Consider the following 21,354-nt stretch of genomic DNA (forward strand, 5'->3'; position numbering starts at 1 on the left):
TATCAGGCACAGTGGCTTTTGGCAGCTGACACGTAAAAACGCTCAAAAACGAACATGGGCCTCAATCGGTTCCGTCCGCGTCTGCCAGGTGCACCCGGGTGCCGGCCTCGGCCAGCACGCTCGCCAACTCCTGCGGCGGCGGCCGGTCGGTAAACCAGTCGTGCACCTGCGCGATGGCGCCCAGCCGCACCATGGCGTTGCGACCGAACTTGCTGTGATCGGCGGCCAGCAGCACGTGTCGCGAGTGTTCGATGATGGCCTGCGCCACGCGCACTTCCTGGTAATCGAAATCCAGCAGGGTGCCGTCCAGATCGATACCGGAAATGCCGATCACCCCGAAGTCCACCTTGAACTGGCGGATCAGCTCCACCGTCGCCTCGCCGGTCACGCCCTGGTCGCGCCCGCGCACCACGCCGCCGGCCACGATCACCTCGAAGCTGGGGTTGGCGCTGAGCATCACCGCCACGTTGAGGTTGTTGGTGATCACCCGGAGTCCGCGGTGCTGCAGCAACGCGCGTGCGACTTCTTCGTTGGTGGTGCCCAGGTTGATGAACAGCGAGGCATCGTCGGGAATGAAACGCGCGACACGCGCGGCGATGTGCTGCTTTTCGCGGGCCTGCAGTGCCTTGCGTGCGGTGTAGGCCAGATTCTCCACGCTGGAGGGCATGCTGACGCCGCCGTGATAGCGGCGCAGCACGCCGGCATCGCAGAGCAAGGTCAGATCGCGGCGGATGGTCTGCGGCGTCACCTCGAAGCGTGTGGCCAAACCTTCGACCTCGGCAAAGCCCTGCTGCCGCACCAGCGCCACCAATTGCTCCTGACGCGGGTTCAAGGCCGGCGCCGGGACAGTCCTGTAGTGAGTCGACTCCATGCGCAGATGATCGCGCATGCGCGTGAGGATGCAAAACACGCGCGCGTGCGTGCCGCCAGCGGTGACCGCCCGATGGCGAGCACCGGCCTGACACGGCGCCGCCTGCCGCGATCGAGCCTGCGCGCCTGGGCCGCGTACGGCGTAGGCTCGGCAAGCGCGCAGAGAGATCGCTGCCGGCCGTCTGCGCCCGGGGAGAGCGCCAATCACCGCATGGCAAGCCATGCGCAACGACACGCCGTCAGCCAGAGGCCGACGGGGGCGCCTGCAGCTCGCGCCGGAGCAACCGGATACCGTGGAGCGCCCCAGGGCGCGATGGGATTACCGGTAACGCTTCATCGCGCCCGGGTGCGCTCCTACGAACGGGCGGGATCTGGGATTCAGCGCCGCCGTGCTCACCCATGCAGGCGATTGAAGATCGGCACGCCGCAGCGGTAGTGTAGGAGCCGCACATGCCGGGTCCAGACATCCGCCGCGCCGTCGCCCCGACGAGTGCAGCCGGCCGGATGCGGACTCAGCCCAGCTCGCTGCGATAGCCGGTGTCGATGCTGATGCTGCCGCCTACCGCACGCGACACGCAGGCACAGAGCTTGCGATTCTCCCGGCGCTGCTCGTCGCTGAGGAACACGTCGCGGTGATCGATATCGGCGGAGCTGTCCAGCACCTCCACTGCACACAGGCCGCATTCGCCACGGCGACACTCGGCGATCAGCTCCACCCCGGCATCGGCCAATGCGTCCAGCATCGATTCGTTTTCAGCTACCGGCACTTCCAGGCCCAGCCCCGGCAACTTCACCACGAACGCCTGCGCAGGCACCCGCCCGCTATTGCCGAAGGTTTCGAAGTGCAGGCGCGCACGCGGCCGGCCGGCGGCGTGCCAGTGCTGGCGCACCGTTTCAAGCATGCCCAGCGGCCCGCACACATACACCTCGGCATTGGGCGACAGGCGCGCCAGTTCGGCAGCCAGATCCGGCGGGCCGGCGCTGTCGTCGCATTGCAATTGCAAACGTTCGCCCAGCAGTGCTTCCAGCGTGTCGACATACGCCATCGCGCTGCGCGAGCGGCCGGCGTACAGCAGACGAAACGCGCGATGGCGACGCGCCAGCCGCTGCGCCATGCCGATGATGGGTGTAATGCCGATACCGCCGGCGATGAGCAGGATTTCCTCGCCGCTTTCATCCAGCGCGAAGTTGTTGCTGGGCGGCGACATCTCCACCACATCGCCCGGCGCAAGCGTCCACATATGCAACGAGCCGCCGCGGCTGTCGGGCATCTGCCGCACTGCGATCTGGTAGTAGCCATCGGCGCGCGGTTCGCCCACCAACGAATACGAGCGCATATCGTCGCGACCATGCAACTGCACACGGAAATCCACATGGCTGCCCACCTCGAAGCCGCGTGCGGCGCTGCCGGGATCGAGCACGATTTCGCGCACGCCCGGGCAGGCATCGGCAATGCTGACGACGCGGGCGCGATGCCACTGGGTGTCTTTACGCATGAAGGGCTCCAGGCAATGAGGTCTGCCGGCAGGCGCCAGCTGTGACGGCGCTGCAATGCGTCGCCGTGATCGATGACATGGCGGTCCGCATGCGACGTGCTCAGCCCACCATGCGCAACGACAGATCCTGCGCGCGTTGTTCCTGCGCGATCAGGCGGTCGATCACACGCCGCGCCCACATGCCGCCGGCATCGACGTTGAGGTTGTAGAAGGTGTGATCCGGGTGCGCGTCGATGGCGCGTTGTTGCGCTTCCAGCACCGCTTCGTCTTCGCCGAATACTCCTGTCACACCTGCGCGGGTGAGCGTGGTCAGCGACTGGTCGTGCAACGCGTAGTTGCGCATGAACGCCCAGAAGTAATGGCAGGTGGTGTCGGTTTCGGGAGTGATGGTGTTGAGCACGTAGCCGTTGACGCCCTGGCTGCGATCGCCTTCTGGCGCACCGGTGCCGGTGATGGCCACGCCCACATCGATGGCGATGGTGGAGGGCGCCTCGAAACGGATGATCTGCCAGCGATCGACCTTGCCGCGGTAGTCCAGATGGCGGGCGATTTGGCTGGCCCAGAACGGTGGCGGGTCGATATTGCGCATCCAGCGCGACACGACGACGCTGCGATCGCCATGCACCACATCGAACGGCGCTTCGGCCACCTCGTCCTGCCCGATGCTGGAGCCGTGCACGAAGGTCTCGTGGGTCAGGTCCATCAGGTTGTCCAGCACCAGCCGGTAGTCGCACTTGGCATGGATGGTGCGGCCGTCGCCGGCCCAGGCCGGGTCGTGCGACCAGTGCAGATCGGGAATCAGGCGTGTATCGGCCTTGGCCGGGTCGCCCGGCCAGATCCACACATAGCGGTGCTTTTCGGCAACCGGGAAGCTGCGCACGCAGGCCGAGGGATTGATGGTGTCCTGCGAGGGCATGTGCACGCAGCGCCCCTGCGTGTTGTAGACCAGCCCGTGATAGCCGCACACCACATCGTCGCCGCGCAGCTTGCCCATCGATAAGGGCACCAGCCTATGCCAGCACGCGTCTTCGAGCGCGACCACCGCACCGGAGGTGGTGCGGTAGACCACCACGTCCAGGTTGCAGAGCTTGCGCGGGCTGAGCACGTGCTTGATCTCATGGTCCCAGGCAACGGCGTACCACGCGTTGAGGGGAAACAGCGGCTTGGACTGCGACATGACCGTGACTCCTGGGTGTGTAGGCAACCTGGATGGGACGCGGCTTGCGCCGGCCTGGAGCTAGTTGACGCGCAATCGCAACGCTGGCGTCTGCTTGCGAGCGAAGTTATGTATACACCGGAGACAATGTAAGAGCGTTACGCACCTGCCAAAATTGTGCGAATATCGATTTGAATCACCGATTATCGGATTGACCGCTTCGCCGGCCGCGCCTACCGTGACCCCACGCTCGCTGTGCTGGAAGGGAACGCAATGGCCGAAATCGTCGCTCTCGCGGATGCGGTGTCGCAGCTGATCGCCGATGGCGATTGTGTGGCGATGGAAGGCTTCACACACCTGATTCCGCATGCGGCCGGGCACGAGGTCATTCGCCAGCGCAAGCGCGCGCTGCGCCTGGTGCGCATGACTCCCGACCTGATCTACGACCAGTTGATCGGCGCCGGTTGCGCTGCGGCGCTGCGGTTTTCCTGGGGCGGCAATCCCGGCGTCGGTTCGTTGCACCGGCTGCGCGATGCGGTGGAACACGCCTGGCCGCAGCCGCTGCAGATTCGCGAACACAGCCACGCCGATATGGCCAATGCCTATGTGGCCGGTGCGTCGGGGCTGCCGTTTGCAGTGCTGCGTGGGTATGTCGGCTCGGATCTGCCGCGCGTCAACGACAGCATCAAGTTCCTGCAGTGCCCGTATACCGGCCAAACGCTGGCCACCACGCCGGCAGTCAATCCCGATGTCACCGTGATCCACGCCCAGCGGGCCGACCGCCGCGGCAACGTATTGCTCTGGGGCATTCTGGGCGTGCAGAAGGAAGCCGCATTGGCAGCGCGCAAGGTGATCGTGACGGTGGAAGAGATCGTCGACAGCCTCGACGCGCCGCCCAATGCCTGCATCCTGCCGCGCTGGGTCGTCGATGCGGTGTGCGTTGTTCCCGGTGGCGCGGCGCCCTCGTATGCGCATGGCTATTACGCGCGCGACAATCGCTTCTATCTGGCCTGGGATGCGATCGCGCGCGACCGTGCACGCTTCGATGCCTGGATCCAGGCGCATATTCTCGACACCGACGATTTCGCCGGTTTTCAGCGCGTGTATGCGCAGTCGCAGCAGCAGGTGGCCGCATGAGCGCCTACAGCACCAACGAGATGATGACGGTAGCCGCCGCGCGTCGCTTGCCCGACGGCGCGGTGTGTTTCGTCGGTATCGGCTTGCCGTCCACTGCCGCCAATCTGGCACGGCTTACGCATGCGCCCGACGTCACCTTGATCTACGAATCCGGCCCGATCGGTGCGCGCCCGCAGGTGTTGCCATTATCCATCGGCGACGGCGAGCTGGCAGAAACTGCCGACACCGTCGTCTCCACGCCAGAGATCTTCCGCTACTGGCTGCAAGGCGGGCGCGTGGATGTGGGCTTTCTGGGCGCGGCGCAGATCGATCGGCACGCCAACCTCAATACCACCGTGATCGGCTCCTACGATGCGCCGAAAACGCGCTTGCCCGGCGCCGGTGGCGCGCCGGAGATTGCGGCCAGCGCCAGGCAGGTGTTCATCATCATGCGCCAGTCCGAACGCAGCTTCGTTTCGAGGTTGGACTTCATCACCACGGTCGGGCATCTGGACGGTGGCGATGCGCGCGCGCGCGCCGGCCTCCCCGGCGCCGGTCCCACCGTGGTCGTCACCGACCTGTGCGTGATGGAGCCCGATCCCGTGACCCGCGAACTCACCGTCACCTCGTTGCACCCTGGCACCACGCGCGAGCAGGTCAGCGCGGCGACCGGGTGGCCGATCCGGTTCGCCGCCGACCTTGCACACACCACGCCGCCCCGTGCCGCCGAGCTGGACGCCTTGCGCGCGCTGCAGGCACGCACCGATGCAGCGCATGGTGCCCAGGCAACGGGAGCCCAGGCATGAATGAGGTCTATCTGATCGATGGCATTCGCACGCCGATCGGCCGTTACGCTGGCGCCTTGTCCAGCGTACGCGCCGACGACCTGGGCGCAGTGCCGATCGCCGCATTGCTGGCGCGGCAATCGCAGCTGGAGCCGGCTGCAATCGACGATGTATGCCTGGGCTGCGCCAACCAGGCCGGCGAAGACAATCGCAATGTCGCGCGTATGAGCCTGTTGCTGGCCGGCTTGCCGCCTTCGGTGCCGGGCAGCACGCTCAATCGTCTGTGCGGCTCCGGGTTGGACGCGATCGGCACGGTGGCGCGCGGCATTCGTGCCGGCGAACTGGATCTTGCCATTGCCGGTGGGGTCGAATCGATGTCGCGCGCGCCGTGGGTGATGGGCAAGGCCGACAGCGCCTTCGCCCGCACCCAGCAACTGGAAGACACCACCATGGGCTGGCGCTTCATCAATCCGCGCCTGCAGGCCGTCTATGGCACCGAATTGATGGGTGAGACGGCAGAAAACGTGGCGCAGCGGTACGCCATCGCGCGCGAGGACCAGGACGCGTTCGCACTGCGCAGCCAGCAACGCGTGGCGGCGGCGCAGGCAGCCGGTTTCTTCGATGCGGAAATCGCCCCGGTGGCCGTGGCCGGGCGCAAGGGCGGCGATGCCTCCACCGTCGAACACGACGAAGCGCCGCGGCCCAATACCACCGCCGAGATGCTGGCCAAGCTCAAGCCGGTGTTCCGCCAGCCCGGCACCGTCACGGCCGGCAACGCCTCCGGTCTCAACGATGGCGCCGCCGCCTTGCTGCTGGCCTCTGCGCAGGCCGTGCAGACGCATCGGCTGACGCCGCGCGCGCGGGTATTGGGGTTCGCCTCGGCGGGCGTGGAGCCGGCGTACATGGGCATCGGCCCGGTGCCGGCCGCCCAGCGCCTGATGGCGCGCTTGCACCTGCGCATCGCGCAGTTCGACGCGATCGAACTCAATGAAGCCTTCGCTGCGCAGGCGCTGGCCTGCACGCGCGCATTCGGCCTGGCCGACGATGCCGCACACGTCAATGCCAACGGTGGCGCCATTGCGCTCGGGCATCCGCTCGGCATGAGCGGCGCGCGGCTGGCGCTGACCTTGCTGCGGCAGCTGGAGGCGGGCAACGGGCGATTCGGGCTGGCCAGCATGTGCATCGGGGTGGGGCAGGGCGTGGCGCTGGCGATCGAGCGCCTGTGAACCTGCTGTTGCAACCTCCCTCGTCCTTCCCTCGCACCCATGTCGTTCTAGTCGTCTTGCTGCCGACGGAGATTTCAAGATGCGCGATCCCACCACCGACCGACCTGCCATCGCCGACCCGCTGCTCGGTTATCGCCGCAGCCCGCCCGGTACGCAGCCGGCGTACCTGCATCCGGCATACGCCTCCACCACGCTGCGAGGGCCCACGCGTGATCCGATAGACTTGCCGGTCACGTTGTCGGAAGTCACCGGCCCGCGGCTGGATCGGCTCACGCTGGGCGCGCACGCGGCCGATCTCACTGCAGGGTTTGGCGGCGCGCCGCTGGGTGAGCGCATCATCGTCTCCGGCCGCGTGCTCGACGAAAACGGCAGGCCGGTCCGCAACAGCGTGGTGGAAGTGTGGCAATGCAACGCGGCTGGTCGCTACCAGCACGCTGGCGATCAGCACGATGCACCGCTGGACCCGAACTTCCGCGGCACCGGCCAGGTGCTGACCGATGAGCGCGGCCGCTACAGTTTCAAGACCATCAAGCCCGGCGCGTATCCGTGGCGCAATCACTACAACGCCTGGCGGCCGGCGCACATCCATTTTTCGTTGCACGGCGATGGCATCGGGCAGCGGCTGGTCACCCAGATGTATTTCCCCGGCGACCCGCTGCTGGCGCACGACCCCATCTTCAACTGTGTCGACGATGCGCTGGCGCGCGAGCGCATGGTATCCAGTTTCGACTGGGAAAATGCGGTCAGCGAATACGCCTTGGCGTATCGCTTCGACATCGTCTTGCGCGGTCGCAAGCAAACGGTCTGGGAGTGACACGATGAGCCTGCATGCAACGCCGTCGCAAACCGTCGGCCCGTACTACCGGCTCGGGTTGGAGCCGCTGTATCGCCAGCAGATCGCACCTGCGCACGCCGCGGGCACGCATGTGCAGATCAGCGGTCGCATCGTCGATGGCGCCGGCGCGCCGGTGGCCGATGCGGTGCTGGAAGTGTGGCAAGCCGACGCTGGCGGCATCTATGCGCATGCGGCCGACGGTCGCTGCGAGGCGCACGACCCCAGCTTCGACGGATGGGGTCGGGTGCCCACCGATGCGCGCGGGCGTTTTTCCTTCAGCACCATCAAGCCGGGCAGGGTGGCGGGCCCGGACGGCAAGCAGCAGGCGGCGCATCTGACGGTGCTGGTCTTCATGCGCGGCCTGTTGCGCGGGGTGTCGACGCGACTGTATTTCGCCGACGACCCGCAGCTGGGCAGCGACCCGATCCTGGCGCTGGTGCCAGCCGAGCGGCGCGCCACCTTGCTGGCCCAGCCGCATCCAGGCGGTGCCTATACGTGGGACATCCACATGCAGGGCGACGCAGAAACGGTGTTCTTTCGCTATTGATCCGCATGCCGACGTTGAAACGCCGTATGCGTGCGGGGACAGCGCTGCATGCTGCCGGCGCGCTGCGGCGTCAACAGCGCCAGAGGCGCCGCCGCACAAGCGCCGACTGCCGCAAACCGCCAGGGTGTCTCCGGCGGCAAGCAATGCGCCGTGCAGCTCACGCACACATATCAAGAACAGCGCTCGTGGCAGGCAAGCGAACACGCGCACTCGCGTGCATGCACCGCAAGCACGCGTGACCTCATCCACATCACCCCGGCAGTGCCAGGCGCGCCGCATGCATTGCCCTTTAGTCTAGTTGGCACCTTGGTACATCGGTGCGATGCTGCCGGCACGCCTAGAGATGCAATACATGAGTGCGACATCGTCGTTGTTGGGATCCTTGTTCGGCGAGCCCGCGTGCGACGCCTTGTTCGACGATGCCGCGCGCTTGCAGGCGATGCTGCAGTTCGAGTCCGCGCTGGCGCGCGCACAGGCGCAGTGCGGGGTGATTCCCGCCCAGGCCGCGCAGGCCATTGCCGCTGCCTGCGATGTGCAGCACTACGACCGGGCCGCGTTGGCGCAGGCCACGGCGCTGGCCGGCAATCCCGCCATTCCGCTGGTCAAGGCGCTGACCGCGCAGGTGGCCGCGCACGACAATGCCGCCGCGCGCTGGGTGCACTGGGGCGCCACCAGCCAGGACGTCATCGATACCGGCACGGTGCTGCAGCTGCGCGCCGCGCTTGATCTGCTGCTGCCGCGTCTGCACGCCCTGTGCGCCGATCTGGCGGTGCTGGCCGAACGCGAGCGCAACACCGGCTTGCCCGGACGCACCCTGCTGCAGCAGGCCGTGCCGGTCACCTTCGGGCTCAAGGTCGCCGGTTGGCTGGACGCCCTGCAGCGTGCGCAGCAGCGCCTGCACGCCTTGCGGCGCGATGCCTTGGTGCTGCAGTTCGGCGGCGCGGCCGGCACCCTGGCCTCGTTGCAGGAGCGTGGCCTGGAAGTGGCGCAGGCCCTGGCGAGCACTCTGGAGTTGCCGTTGCCCGCGCTGCCCTGGCATACCGCGCGCGACCGCATCGTCGAGGTCGGGTGCGCTTTCGGTCTGCTGGCTGCCACGTTGGGCAAGATCGGCGGCGATGTGGCGTTGCTGATGCAATCGGAGGTGGGCGAAGCGTTCGAGCCTGCCGCCGCCGGCAAAGGCGGCTCGTCGGCGATGCCGCACAAGCGCAACCCGGTCTCCAGCGTGGCAGCGGTTGCCGCAGCCACCCGCGTACCGGGCCTGGTCGCCACATTGTTCAGCGCCATGGCGCAGCCGCACGAGCGCGCGGCCGGGCAATGGCATGCCGAATGGGACACCTTGCCGCAGATCGTCTGCCTCACCGCCGGCAGCCTGGCGCAGATGCAGCTGTGCCTGTCCGGTCTGGAACTGGATCGCACGCGCATGCAGGCGCATCTGGACAGCCACGGCGGGCTGCTCTACGCCGAGGCGGCAGTGTTCGCGCTCGCGTCACACCTGGGCAAGCCGCAGGCGCACGCCCTGGTGGAACAGGCAGCGCTGCGCGCGCAGGCGCAGCAACGGCATTTGCGCGAGGTGCTCGGCGAAGACGCGCAGGTGAGCGCGGTGCTCACGCACGCGCAACTCCAGGCAGTGTTCGATAGCGCTAGTTGGCACGGTATGTCCTCGGTCTGGATCGACCGCGTGCTGGCTGGATCTTCTTCCCGTTGACGGTGCTTCGATGGCTTATCTCCAGTTGCCCACGCATCGCCTGCATTACCGCCTGGACGGCACCGAAGGACGCCCCTGGCTGACCTTCTGCAATTCGCTGGGCACCGATCTGCACATGTGGGACGTGCAACTCGAAGCCTTCGCTCCGCACTACCGCATCCTGCGCTACGACCGCCGCGGCCACGGGTATTCGGAGACGCCGCCCGGCCCGTACAGCGTCGCCGACCTGGGTCAGGACGTGCTGACACTGTGGGACGCCCTGGAGATCGCGCAGAGCGATTTCTGCGGCCTGTCGATCGGCGGGCTCACCGGGCAGTGGCTGGGCCTGCAGGCACCGCAGCGCTTGCGCCGGCTGGTGGTGTGCGCCACCGCGCAGAAAATCGGCAGCGCCGCCACCTGGGAAACCCGCATCGAACAGGTGCGCAGCGAAGGCCTTCCGACGCTGATCGATGCCACGCTGCAACGCTGGTTTACCCCCGAATTCGCCACCAGCCACGCGCAGCGCCTGGACATGATCGCCGCTGCCTTCGTCTCCACTTCGCCGGCCGGCTACATCGCCTGCTGCCAGGCGGTGGCCGATGCGGATTTCCGCGGTGCACTGGACGGGCTGAGCCTGCCGCTGCTGGCGCTGGCGGGCGACGACGACCCGGTGTGCCCGCCGCCTGACCTGCGCGAGATCGCCTATGCCGCGCCGGACGGTCATTACGCCCAGGTGCCCGGCCGCCACATCTGCAACCTGGAGTCGCCGGCCGCGTTCAACCACGCGGTGCTCGGTTTTCTTCAGGGCCAGTGAGCTTTCCCACCTTGCAAGGACACCCCATGCACGAAGACGAACGGTATCAAGCCGGCATGCGTGAACGCCGCCGCGTCCTTGGCGATGCGCATGTCGACCGCGCGCTGGCCGCGCGCAGCGACTTCACCGAGGAATTCCAGGACCTGATCACCCGCTACGCCTGGGGCGGCATCTGGACCCGCGATGGCCTGCCGGCCCACACCCGGTCGCTGATCACCTTGTCGATGATGATCGCGCTGGGCCACGACGAAGAATTCAAGCTGCACGTGCGTGCGGCGCGCAACAACGGCGTGACGCCTGCGCAGATCAAGGAAGTGCTGCTGCAGGCGGCGATCTACTGCGGCGTGCCGGCCGCCAACCACGCGTTCGCGCTGGCCAGGCCGATCCTGGAAGAACAAGCCGCCGACGCCGGCACAGCATCGACAGCGCAACCCGGGTAAGGTCGTCTCGGTGGCGCGGACAGACCGACTGCGCTCACCGCCAGGCGCGCGCGGTCGGTACTCAGTCCCGGCGTGGGCCACTCGTACACTGTGGTGCCTGGCACACCGCCCACTTCGGCCTGCGCGCGCACGTTGGCCGCGCTCAACCCACCGCGTCCGGAGACACCGCATGCCGCGTCGATTTGCCTGCCTGCTGTTACTGTTATTGGCTGCTGCGGCGCTGCACGCACAACCGCAGCCTGGCCCCGGCACCGTGTTGTCGCAGGTGCGCACCGACGATGGGCGGACGCTGGCGGTGTGGTCGCGGGTGCCCGTGCAGCCGCGTGGCACGATCGTGCTGGTGCACGGCCGCACCTGGAGCGCATTGCCCAACTTCGATTTGCAGGTGCCTGGCGAGCCGCGTGATGCGCGCTCTGTCCTTGCGGCGCTCGCGCAAGCCGGGTTTGCCGCGTACGCGGTGGATCTGCGCGGCTACGGCGGCAGCCCACGCGACCGCACGGGCTGGAATACGCCCGCCCGTGCAGTGGCCGATGTCCGCAACGTGCTGGCCTGGGTCGCGCAGACCCATCCCGGCCTGCCGCCGCCCGCACTGCTAGGCTATTCCAACGGCGCGCGGGTGGCATTGCTGCTCGCGCAGCAGCAACCGCAAGAGATTTCCGCACTGGTGTTGTTCGGCTTCCCGGACGATGTGGATACACCACCCGCGTCAGCGGTTCCGGCGGATCGGCCCTTGCGCACACCCACCACGGCCGCAGCGGCCGGCGAGGATTTCATCACCGCCAACGCGGCACCGCCGGTCGTACGTGCGGCTTACGTCGCCCAGGCGCTGGCAGCGGACCCGGTGCGTACCGACTGGCGCGCGATGGAGCAGTTCGCCTTCCACCCCGAGCAGGTCGCGACGTTGCCGGTGCTGCTGTTGCGCGGCGTCGACGACCCGATCGCCACCCAGGCAGACAACGCCCATCTCTACGCACGTCTGCGCAGCGAAGATCGCAGCTGGGTGACCCTGCCGCACGCCGACCACGTGGCCCAGGTCGAAGACAGCCACGCGGCCTGGGTGGACGCGGTGGTGAGCTTTCTGCGCCGGCCGCGCTAGTCCAGCGCCTGCACGCATCCCACGCCACGGACGATGGATCACGCGGCTTTCGTCGCCGTTCTGAGCCGGCATGCGCGCAACAACGGGTGGCAATCACTCCGCACCTGGCGCGCCCAGCGCTGTGCGACCAGTCGTCCGTATGCATCGGCCCACGCGGAATGCGGGGTTGCAATTGCTTGACCTGTGCACCCATCGCTGTACTGCCAGCTCACGCAGCGCAAGCGCAGGCTGCATGCTCCGTCAGCTGCCTTGTCGCGCTCTAGCTCAGCAAGGTTCCCAGCCGCTGCGCCGCCTGCTTCAGCGGTTCCAGCAACTGCGTCTGCATCGTCTGCAGGCTCACCCGCCCGGCCTGGGCGCCGATGTTGAGCGCGGCGATCACCTCGCCGCGCAGGTTGCGCACCGGCACGGCGATCGAGCGCAGGCCGATTTCCAGTTCCTGATCGGTCAGGCACATGCCTTCGCGGCGCGTGCGCGCCAGCACCTCCAGCAGTGCCGAGGCCTGGGTCACCGTGCGGTCGGTCCGCGGACGCAAGGTGGTACGTTCCAGATACGCCTGCAAGGTGTCGCCGGGCAGCGCGGCCAGCAACACGCGGCCCATCGAGGTGCAGTAGGCCGGCAGCCGCGTACCCGGGCGCAGCCCGATCGACATGATGCGCACCGTTTCCGATCGCGCCACGTACAACAGGTCGTCGCCATCCAGCACGCCCAGCGAACACGATTCGTGCAACTGGTCGCGCAGCCCGTCCAGGACCGGCTGCGCGGCCGCGGTCATCGATGAAGACGCCGCGTACGCGCCGCCGATCCCCAGCACGCGCGGCAGCAACACGTAGCCACGTCCTTGCTCGCCCACATAGCCGAGCTTGGCCAGCGTATGCAGCACGCGCCGGACAGCCGCGCGCGAAATGCCGGTTTCCAGGCTGATCTGCGACATCGTCACTTCGCGAGCGTGCTGCGCGAACACGCTCAGTACCACCAGCCCGCGCCCCAGCGAGGTCATGAAGTCCGGATCGCCCTGGGCGGCGGCGATCTGCTGCATCAGCTCATGCGGCAGGCCGCGATCGCTGCCGGCCGCAACCACGGCGGCGGGACGTTTGCGGCGGCTGGAGGCGGGCTCGGGCATAGGAATGCGGCAGCGGACAGGTCCGTGCATGGTAAGCGCTCGCGCCATGGCATGCCCCGGCTCACACTCTGTGCGTGGGCATGTAAGCGCTTCACCCTGCTTGCCGCATAATCGCTGCTGGTTTGTGACGGATCGGTGCTCTTAGTCCATGAAAACCCCCAACGGCCTGCAGCCGCTGATCGACGACGGCGTCATCGACGAAGTGTTGCGACCACTGAAGAGCGGCAAGGAAGCATCCGTCTACGTGGTGAGCGCAGGCGCCGAGATCCTGTGCGCCAAGGTCTACAAGGACATGGCGCAACGCAGTTTCCAGGCGCGCGTGCAGTACCAGGAAGGCCGCAAGGTGCGTGGCAGCCGTCAGGCGCGCGCGATGGGCAAGGCCACCAAGTTCGGCCGCAAGGAAGCTGAGGCCGCCTGGAAGAACACCGAAGCCGATGCGCTCTATCAACTGGTGGATGCCGGCGTGCATGTGCCCAAACCGCGCGGTTACTTCCACGGCGTGCTGCTGATGGATCTGGTCACCGATGACGCCGGTCACAGCGCACCGCGGCTGGGCGAAGTGGAACTGGAGCCCGATCAGGCGCGCGCCTTCCATGCCAGCCTGATCGGCGATGTGGTCAAGATGCTGTCGCTGGGCCTGGTGCACGGCGATCTGTCCGAATACAACGTGCTGGTTTCGCCCGATGGCCCGGTAGTGATCGACTTTCCGCAGGTGGTCAGCGCCGCCGGCAACAATGCCGCGCGCGACATGCTGCTGCGCGACGTGCACAACCTGCGCGATTGCCTTGGCCGTTTCGCGCCCGAGCTGCTGGACACCCATTACGGCGAAGAGATGTGGGCGCTGTTCGAAAAGGGCGAACTGCGCCCGGACAGCGCGCTCACCGGGCGCTTCAAATTCGACACCCGCCGCGCCGATGTACGCGCCGTCCGTGCCTCGATCGAAGATGCGCGCCAGGAAAATCTCATTCGCCAGCAAGGCCGCGAAGCCGCTGCCGAAGACAACGATTAGCAATTGCCAACAGGCCGCTGCGCCAGCTGTCAGGTCCTTAGCAGCGCAGTGGTCGCGATGCAGCGCAGCAAATTCAACGCGCGGGCTGCCGTACCTGCACCGTTGCCAAGCGGCCGATCCACGTGTGGTCGCCTATTTTCCCGGCAATCCTGGGCTTTTCGCATGCATGTCCGGCCAGCAGGTCAATCCGTTAACACTAGTTAACGATGTGAATAGTGACGATTCATAACAATCTGGCAAGCTCGACAACTGCTTATCGGAGAGTTCGTCATGTCGTTTGATCCTGATGTCGTGCGCCTGTTCGCCCAGCTTCAAGAGGCGGCGCAGCCGCCCATGGACACCCTGCCGATCGAAGGCGCGCGCGCGATGATGCGCGCGGTGGGCGCGCAGTTCGGTTTCCAGCGCCTCGAGATGGCCGAGGTACGCGATCTGCAGGCCGATGCCGCTACCGGTGCAGTGCCTTTGCGCGTGTATCGCCCTACGGGGCTCGCAACCGGCCCAGCCCCGACCTGCCTATACGTGCACGGCGGCGGCGGTCTGGTCGGCGATCTGGAGTCCCATGACGATGTGTGTCGGCAATTGGCAGCGCGCGCTGGCTGTCAGGTGCTGGCGATCCATTACCGTCTGGCCCCCGAGCACCCGGCGCCGGCCGGTGTGGAAGATGTCATCGCGACCTTGCATTGGCTGGTTGCGCACCCGGACACGGTCGGCGCCGATGTGCAGCGCCTTGCCGTCTGCGGCGACAGTATCGGCGGCGCCATGGCCGCGGTTGCCGCACTGGCCGCGCGCGATGCCGGAATCGCCTTGCGTTGCCAGCTGCTGGTCTATCCGCTGACCGACGCGCGCCAGGACAGCGGCTTGTATCCATCGCGCTCGCTCAACGCCGGCCTGCCGCCGTTGACTGCGGCAGCGGTGGAATTCTTCAACCGCCATCTGCTGCCGGATATGGCGGTGGCCAACGACTGGCGTGTCTCGCCGATGCTGGCGCCGGATGTCGCCGGCGTTGCGCCTGCGCTGGTCGTGGTCTGCGACCGCGACATGCTCTACGACGAAGGCCGCGCCTATGCCGAGCGCCTGCGTGCGGCAGGAGTGGAAGTCACCCTGCATAGCTTCCCGGGCATGATCCACGGCTTCATCAACATGGGCAGCGTCTTGCGTGCCGCCGGTGAAACGCTGGACCTGGCGGCACTGACGCTACGCCAGCGCCTGCTGCCGGCGATCGAACGCAGGGCCGCCTGACGACCTGCGGCAGCCGTGCCGAGGCTCGCGCTGCCGCAACCCTGGCGGTATCGCTGCAGCTTCGGTGCGTGTGGCACCGCATGCCTGTGCGCCCTGCGACAAGAAGACCTGGATGCAGGCATGCGCCTGCCCGTATGCCGGCGCCGACGGCGCTGCGCACCACGTGGACTGTCATGGTTGTCATCGGCTGCTCGTTGGCAACGCGCAGGTCTTGTCGAATCGCCCAGCATGGCGTCCGGCGTCGATTGAAACGCACTGCCTTCAACCTCGCCCTGCAACTGGGCCACGCGCACGCGGTGTTCAGAAATTGAAGCGGAACGTGGTCATCAAGACGTGGTTTTCCCGATCCACCGCACGCGTGTTGACGAACTGATTCAGGTAACCGACATCGGCGTTGGCAATGGCATTGAATTTCCAGTTGATGCCGACGAATACCCGATTCTGATCGAGACCGCGTTGCGCGCCCCATCGGGTCTGATCCAGATTGACGAACACTTCGTTGAACGCCACCCACGACAATTGCGGACTGAACCCGCTGGGGCGCACCGCGCGGATCATTTGCCGCACGCGATACCCTTCATCGTTGAAGCCTTCGCGGTGACGCTGTTCCAGGCGCGTGCGGCTGGTAATGGTGATATCGGCGATCGGATCGAATTGATATTGAAATTGCCCCCACCAGCGATTTTCGCGGTTGGATGGCTGCCCGGCCGGATGGCTGATGATGGTGTCGTAACCCATCCAGACACTGGCCTTGGGATTGAGCCGGTAGAACACGGCAGGGCGCAAGATCAGTTGATCGAACTGTTCGCCTTCCTCGCGCCAGCGCGGATGGACATCCATGCTCCAGTACAGGTTTTCGACCGGCAGCTTGCCTTGCGCGTAGACGCTCAGCCAGTAACGCCCGTCTTCTTCGGTCTTGGCATGTGCCGGCCAACTGCATGCCACTGTCGATAGCAGCAGAGCGCAGACGCTGCGGAACATCGCCGGCAATAACGTGCTGGATACGTTCATGTGTCGAAATATGTCGTCAGTTGGCAAATCATAGCAATAACGCTCGAGCCCGCTTCGACCGTTGGGTCGGCTCAGGTCGCCTTTGCTCGCCCGCGTGTTCGCAAATCGGGACACGCCATCGTGTCGCGATGACCGGCGCGGTCGCCCGCTGTCGTCAGAGGGATGGATGCCAACGATCACTGGCGACGGGCAGGGCCGTCGCGTCGATCACGCCACTTGGCTGCGTCGCGCGCGCTCCAGATGCACCAGCAGCAGCGAGATCGCCGCCGGGGTCATGCCGGGAATCCGTTGTGCCTGACCGATGTGCTGGGGGCGCACGCGTTCAAGTTTCTGCTGCACTTCGATCGACAGGCCGCGCACGCTGGCGTAATCGAAACCGTCCGGGATCGGCGTGGTTTCGTGACGTTGCTGACGCGCGATATCGTCGCGCTGGCGATCCAGATAACCGGCGTACTTGACGCTGATCTCGACCTGCTCGGCCACCTGCGCATCGTCCACGCCCGGGCCCAGGGTCGGCACCCGCATCAAGGTGGCGTAGGTGAGTTCCGGGCGCTTGATCAGATCCAGCACGTTGGTTTCGCGGCTGACCGTCACGCCCAGCGCGTCGGCCACCTCGCGGCCCAGCGCATTGCCCGGTGTGGCCCACAGTGCAGACAGCCGCGCCGTTTCGCGTTGCACGGCCTCCTGCTTGGCCGCAAAGCGCGCCCAGCGCGCGTCGTCCACCAGGCCCATCGCACGCCCGACGCCGGTCAGGCGCGCATCGGCATTGTCCTCGCGCAGCTGCAATCGGTATTCGGCGCGGCTGGTGAACATGCGGTACGGCTCGGTGGTGCCGTGGGTAATGAGATCGTCCACCAGCACGCCCAGGTAGGCCTCATCGCGGCGCGGCGACCACGCCGGCAGCCCCTGCACGTGGCGCGCTGCGTTGAGCCCGGCGAGCAGACCCTGGGCGGCCGCCTCTTCGTAACCGGTGGTCCCGTTGATCTGCCCGGCGAAGAACAGCCCGCCCACCGCCTTGGTCTCCAGCGAGGCCTTGAGCCCGCGCGGGTCGAAGAAGTCGTACTCGATGGCGTAGCCGGGGCGGGTGATGTGCGCGTTCGCAAAGCCGTGGATCGAGCGCACCAGCGCCAGCTGCACATCGAACGGCAGCGAGGTGGAAATACCGTTGGGATAGATCTCGGCCACTTCCAGGCCTTCGGGTTCGACGAAGATCTGGTGGCTGGTCTTCTCGGCAAAACGCACCACCTTGTCTTCGATCGACGGGCAGTAGCGCGGGCCGATGCCTTCGATCTGCCCCGAATACAGCGGCGAGCGATGCAGCGCGTTGCGAATGATCTCGTGGGTTTGCTCGGTGGTCTGGGTGATCCAGCAGCTGACCTGGCGCGGATGGTCGCTGACCTGGCCCATGAACGACATCACCGGCAATGGGTCGTCGCCGGGCTGCTCGGCCATCACGCCGTAATCGAGGGTGCGCCCGTCGATCCGCGGCGGGGTGCCGGTCTTGAGCCGGTCGATCGCGAACGGGCGCTCGCGCAGGCGCGCGGCCAGCGTGGTGGCCGGCGGATCGCCCATGCGCCCGGCCGCGTACTGCGTTTGGCCGACATGGATCTTGCCGGCCAGGAACGTGCCGGCCGTCAGCACCACCGAAGGCGCTTGGAAACGCAGTCCGGTCTGGGTGATGACCCCACGCACGCTGTCGGCTTCGCTGGCGCCGTGATGAATGATCAGATCGTCCACGGCCGCCTGGAAAACGGTCAGGTTGGGCTGGGCCTCGACGATGCAGCGGATCGCAGTGCGGTACAGGTTGCGGTCGGCCTGGCAGCGCGTGGCACGCACTGCCGGCCCCTTGGAGGCGTTGAGCGTGCGCCACTGGATGCCGGCCAGATCCGCTGCGCGTGCCATCGCCCCGCCGAGTGCGTCGATCTCCTTGACCAGGTGGCCCTTGCCGATCCCGCCGATGGCCGGGTTACAGCTCATCGCCCCCACCGTCTCGATGTTGTGGGTGAGCAGCAAGGTGCGCGCGCCTGCGCGTGCAGACGCAAGGGCGGCCTCGGTGCCGGCATGACCACCTCCGATCACGATGACGTCGTAGCGATAAAAGGAGTCGGACATGAGCGTGGACCAGGAGCGGAAAAGGGAAAACGGCCGCGGAAGTATCGGCTGAAGGGCGGGCCAGGTCACTTGTTCGGTAGAAAATGTGATTCAAATCACATTTACAGCACGTGACCCTCAAGTTGGCATGTTTCGTGCGGATATCCCTACTGCACCCGTCGTGGCATTGCGACATGGGCGCAAAGGCTGGAATTGGAACAGGGGCCAGCCGCGCGTGCGATGGGGTAGCGTAAGGGTCGGTAGTCGGGGGACTGCCGGCCCTTATTTTTTATGATTCCTGCGAGTTTGCGCATGCGCCCCCTGCGCTGCAGCGCCTGCTCGGCAACATCGAACAAAAACAGAAAGCCCCGGCATGCCGGGGCTTTCTGTGTTGTAGGCGCCGATATCCGACAGGGCCGGAACAGGGGGGATCCAGATTTCCCTGTCGGACATCGACATAAGTCATTCAGTGGGGCTGGCCCGGTCAAAAAATGACGTGGCGGGTCACACAGAGCACCTAGCTTGCAGCCAATCGTCAGCTGAACGCAAGCCCCCAATATCGCCAAGTGTGGGCCAGGTCGCAGTCAGCGTCCTACGGAATCTGTTCGCGTGTAGTGCGCGGTGCGGTTTGCCGCTGGATCTCGCGAATGACCCGCGGCGGTGCGCCGATACGCGGTGGCGGCCGCGACGGCGGTGCGCCGGTTGCCGGAGGGCGGTTGGGTTGTTGCGGCCGCGAGCCGCCGGGGCGCGGCCCGTTGTTGAACGAGCCGTTCGGGCGCGGCGGACGGTACTGCGGACGTCGATCGTACTGCCGGTAGTAGTAGCCACCACCACGATAAACCGGGTACACCGGGTAGTCGTACAGGCCGATCGACCCGGCGCCATAGCCATACGGCAGACCGTACGGGTTGCCGTAGAAATACGGGGAGTAGCCGGGCGGATAGCGATACTGCACGGCAGGCGCACCACGGTAATAGCCGCCCGACCCACCGCCGGTGTAGTCGTAGGTTGCGCAGCCGCCCAGGGCCAACAGCCCGGCGGCGAAGATCAGACGGAATTTCATGGATGGTGCCCTCCTGCAACCATGGTGCCACTGTCGAACCGATGCATTGAATCGGTCCTTAATTGTGCGGCATTGCGACGCTTTGTCATCGATCCAGCATGCGCGGCGGTAGGCGTGCGACCCGTGAAGAGGAGGCGATACGTTAATCTTGCAGGCATGATCGAGACGGTCCCCCTTGCCCATTCCGACGTCCTGCAAGCCGCTGCGCGGATCGCGCCGCACTGCGCGCCGACACCGTTGCTGACATCGCACAGCCTAGATGCGCTCAGCAGTGCGCAGTTGTTCTTCAAGGCCGAGCATCTGCAGCGCAGTGGCGCATTCAAGTTCCGGGGTGCCTGCAATGCCGTATGGTCGCTGCCGGACGCGCTGGCTGCGCGCGGTGTGGTCACGCATTCCTCCGGCAATCACGGCGCGGCGCTGGCGCTTGCCGCACGCACGCGCGGCATCGGCTGCCACGTGGTGGTGCCCGAGGGCGCGGTGGCGGCCAAGCTCGCCAATATCTCCCGGAACGGCGCCACGTTGTGGCGTTGCGCGCCGACCATCGCGGCGCGGGAACAGATGTGCGCTGAGGTGCAGGCCGGCAGCGGCGCCACGCTGGTGCACCCGTATACCGATCGTGCAGTGATCGCCGGGCAGGGCACCGCCACGCTGGAGTTGCTGCACCAGAGCGGCGTGCTGGATGTGCTGGTGGCGCCTGTCGGCGGTGGTGGGCTGGCGGCCGGTGCCGCACTGGCGCTGCAGGCTTCGCCGGACTGCGAGCTGGTGCTGGCCGAGCCTGCCGGCGCAGCCGACACCGCGCGTTCGCTGGCGGCCGGGCAGCGGCTGGTCGATTTCGTGCCGGACACCATTTGCGACGGCCTGCGCGGCACCTTGGGCGCGCCCAACTTCGCCGTGCTGCAGCGCGCCGGTGCGCAGGTGATCACGGTGGACGATGCCGCGGTGGTGCAGGCCATGCGGCTGGTCTGGCAGTTGCTCAAGCAAGTGGTCGAGCCGTCTTCGGCGATCGCCCTGGCTGCGGTCCTGGCCCAGCCGGCACGGTTTGCCGGGCGGCGAGTGGGGCTGATCCTGTCCGGCGGCAATGTCGATCTGGACGCCTTGCCTTGGGTCGCGGCGTGAGCAGGCGCTCACGCGGGCTCGGCCTGTGGGGCTGGGGCTGGCGGTTGTGCATGCTGGCGCTGATCTGGCTGGTGGCCGTGGCAGGCTGGATCGTGTGGATCGGCGACCGCGATCAGGCCGCGCCGGCCGATGTGATCATCGTGCTGGGTGCGGCCGCCTACGATGCGCGCCCTTCGCCGGTGTTCGAAGAACGCATCCGGCACGCGCTGGATCTATACGCGCAGGGCTATGCGCCGCGGCTGTTGTTCACCGGCGGCTTCGGCAACGGTGCGCGCTTTGCCGAATCGCAGGTAGCACGACGCTACGCGCTGCGCCACGGCATCCCGCCGGACGCCATCGTGATCGAAACCACCTCGCGCACCACCCGGCAGAACCTGGAACAGGCGCGCACGCTGATGGAGCGGCACGGCCTGCATCGGGCGATCATCGTCAGCGACCCGCTGCACATGGCGCGTGCGCTGCGACTGAGCCAGGAACTGGGTATCGACGCGCTGGCCTCGTCCACGCCGAGCACGCGTTTTCGCAGCTTCCACACCAGCTGGCGCTTCCTGTTGCAGGAGGTGTATTACTTCCACCGCGATCTGGTGGTGCAAGGGTCGTGACCGCAGGCCTATGATGCGGCTTTCCCAGCGGCAGGTTC

General features: G+C 66.7%; 20 protein-coding genes. 13 read left to right on the plus strand and 7 right to left on the minus strand.

All coding sequences use genetic code 11. The annotated features are described in order from the left end of the window. Nucleotides 1-61 precede the first annotated feature (61 nt). From AMD14_RS02380 to AMD14_RS02390, 3 genes are all read right to left on the minus strand, one after another. A complete protein-coding gene (locus AMD14_RS02380) occupies nt 62-889 on the minus strand; it encodes a DeoR/GlpR family DNA-binding transcription regulator (RefSeq protein WP_003485664.1) in 828 nt (275 codons plus the stop codon). A 493-nt stretch (nt 890-1,382) separates the two neighbouring features. Next, nucleotides 1,383-2,366: a PDR/VanB family oxidoreductase gene (locus tag AMD14_RS02385; protein ID WP_003485667.1), complete on the minus strand. Its 984-nt coding sequence runs from the start codon at nt 2,364-2,366 to the stop codon at nt 1,383-1,385. Between the two features lie 100 nt (nt 2,367-2,466). Further along, nucleotides 2,467-3,543: an aromatic ring-hydroxylating dioxygenase subunit alpha gene (locus AMD14_RS02390; protein WP_011050269.1), complete on the minus strand. Its 1,077-nt coding sequence runs from the start codon at nt 3,541-3,543 to the stop codon at nt 2,467-2,469. A gap of 252 nt (nt 3,544-3,795) precedes the next feature. On the opposite strand from AMD14_RS02390, the gene AMD14_RS02395 reads away from it, so the two are divergent. The 9 genes from AMD14_RS02395 (at nt 3,796) to AMD14_RS02435 (ending at nt 12,065) form a co-directional block, all read left to right on the plus strand. After that, entirely contained in the window at nt 3,796-4,659 is an 864-nt protein-coding gene (locus AMD14_RS02395) for a CoA transferase subunit A (RefSeq protein ID WP_005912762.1), read from the plus strand. Beyond that, the gene (locus AMD14_RS02400; RefSeq protein ID WP_003485671.1) at nt 4,656-5,444 is read left to right on the plus strand and encodes a CoA-transferase subunit beta; all 789 of its coding nucleotides are present in this window, start codon (nt 4,656-4,658) and stop codon (nt 5,442-5,444) included. The genes AMD14_RS02395 and AMD14_RS02400 overlap by 4 nt, the downstream gene beginning before the upstream one ends. Next, on the plus strand, nt 5,441-6,649 hold the full coding sequence (pcaF, locus tag AMD14_RS02405) for a 3-oxoadipyl-CoA thiolase (protein WP_011050270.1): 1,209 nt from the start codon (nt 5,441-5,443) through the stop codon (nt 6,647-6,649). Before AMD14_RS02400 ends, pcaF begins: the two co-directional genes overlap by 4 nt. A 79-nt stretch (nt 6,650-6,728) precedes the next feature. Further along, nucleotides 6,729-7,463, plus strand: a complete 735-nt coding sequence (pcaH, locus tag AMD14_RS02410) for a protocatechuate 3,4-dioxygenase subunit beta (protein WP_011050271.1) — start codon at nt 6,729-6,731, stop codon at nt 7,461-7,463. Nucleotides 7,464-7,467: 4 nt separating this feature from the next. After that, entirely contained in the window at nt 7,468-8,031 is a 564-nt protein-coding gene (gene pcaG, locus AMD14_RS02415) for a protocatechuate 3,4-dioxygenase subunit alpha (RefSeq protein ID WP_011050272.1), read from the plus strand. A 352-nt stretch (nt 8,032-8,383) separates the two neighbouring features. Next, complete coding sequence (locus AMD14_RS02420) at nt 8,384-9,736, plus strand: 3-carboxy-cis,cis-muconate cycloisomerase (RefSeq protein WP_011050273.1); 1,353 nt, start codon at nt 8,384-8,386, stop codon at nt 9,734-9,736. 10 nt (nt 9,737-9,746) lie between these two features. Next, nucleotides 9,747-10,529 carry a 3-oxoadipate enol-lactonase gene (pcaD, locus tag AMD14_RS02425; RefSeq protein WP_005928893.1) on the plus strand — a complete coding sequence of 261 codons (783 nt, stop codon included), beginning with the start codon at nt 9,747-9,749 and terminating at the stop codon, nt 10,527-10,529. 26 nt (nt 10,530-10,555) lie between these two features. After that, nucleotides 10,556-10,969: a 4-carboxymuconolactone decarboxylase gene (gene pcaC / locus AMD14_RS02430; RefSeq protein WP_011050274.1), complete on the plus strand. Its 414-nt coding sequence runs from the start codon at nt 10,556-10,558 to the stop codon at nt 10,967-10,969. Between the two features lie 169 nt (nt 10,970-11,138). Continuing rightward, complete coding sequence (locus tag AMD14_RS02435; RefSeq protein WP_015462787.1) at nt 11,139-12,065, plus strand: alpha/beta hydrolase; 927 nt, start codon at nt 11,139-11,141, stop codon at nt 12,063-12,065. Nucleotides 12,066-12,324: 259 nt separating this feature from the next. On the opposite strand, the gene AMD14_RS02440 is transcribed toward AMD14_RS02435, so the two are convergent. Further along, entirely contained in the window at nt 12,325-13,185 is an 861-nt protein-coding gene (locus tag AMD14_RS02440) for an IclR family transcriptional regulator domain-containing protein (RefSeq protein WP_008578106.1), read from the minus strand. Between the two features lie 148 nt (nt 13,186-13,333). Between AMD14_RS02440 and AMD14_RS02445 the strand changes: the two genes are divergently transcribed. Together AMD14_RS02445 and AMD14_RS02450 are read left to right on the plus strand one after the other, a co-directional pair. Further along, nucleotides 13,334-14,194, plus strand: a complete 861-nt coding sequence (locus AMD14_RS02445) for a PA4780 family RIO1-like protein kinase (protein ID WP_003485690.1) — start codon at nt 13,334-13,336, stop codon at nt 14,192-14,194. Between the two features lie 270 nt (nt 14,195-14,464). Further along, nucleotides 14,465-15,433 (plus strand): alpha/beta hydrolase, encoded by a 969-nt coding sequence (locus AMD14_RS02450; RefSeq protein ID WP_011050277.1) that lies wholly within the window; start codon nt 14,465-14,467, stop codon nt 15,431-15,433. Nucleotides 15,434-15,733: 300 nt separating this feature from the next. Here the strand turns inward: AMD14_RS02450 and AMD14_RS02455 are convergent, their stop codons facing one another. The 3 genes from AMD14_RS02455 to AMD14_RS02465 form a co-directional block, all read right to left on the minus strand. Further along, entirely contained in the window at nt 15,734-16,414 is a 681-nt protein-coding gene (locus tag AMD14_RS02455; protein WP_005928878.1) for a DUF2490 domain-containing protein, read from the minus strand. Between the two features lie 237 nt (nt 16,415-16,651). Next, nucleotides 16,652-18,556, minus strand: coding sequence for a tRNA uridine-5-carboxymethylaminomethyl(34) synthesis enzyme MnmG (gene mnmG, locus AMD14_RS02460; RefSeq protein ID WP_011050278.1), 1,905 nt, complete (start codon nt 18,554-18,556; stop codon nt 16,652-16,654). A gap of 571 nt (nt 18,557-19,127) precedes the next feature. Next, nucleotides 19,128-19,598 (minus strand): hypothetical protein, encoded by a 471-nt coding sequence (locus AMD14_RS02465; RefSeq protein ID WP_011050279.1) that lies wholly within the window; start codon nt 19,596-19,598, stop codon nt 19,128-19,130. A 156-nt stretch (nt 19,599-19,754) separates the two neighbouring features. Between AMD14_RS02465 and AMD14_RS02470 the strand changes: the two genes are divergently transcribed. Together AMD14_RS02470 and AMD14_RS02475 are read left to right on the plus strand one after the other, a co-directional pair. Then, nucleotides 19,755-20,714 carry a pyridoxal-phosphate dependent enzyme gene (locus AMD14_RS02470; RefSeq protein WP_011050280.1) on the plus strand — a complete coding sequence of 320 codons (960 nt, stop codon included), beginning with the start codon at nt 19,755-19,757 and terminating at the stop codon, nt 20,712-20,714. Then, nucleotides 20,699-21,316, plus strand: coding sequence for a YdcF family protein (locus AMD14_RS02475; RefSeq protein ID WP_005920033.1), 618 nt, complete (start codon nt 20,699-20,701; stop codon nt 21,314-21,316). Before AMD14_RS02470 ends, AMD14_RS02475 begins: the two co-directional genes overlap by 16 nt. Nucleotides 21,317-21,354 lie beyond the last annotated feature (38 nt).

It is taken from the genome of Xanthomonas citri pv. citri, assembly GCF_000961215.1.
Lineage (GTDB): Bacteria > Pseudomonadota > Gammaproteobacteria > Xanthomonadales > Xanthomonadaceae > Xanthomonas > Xanthomonas cissicola.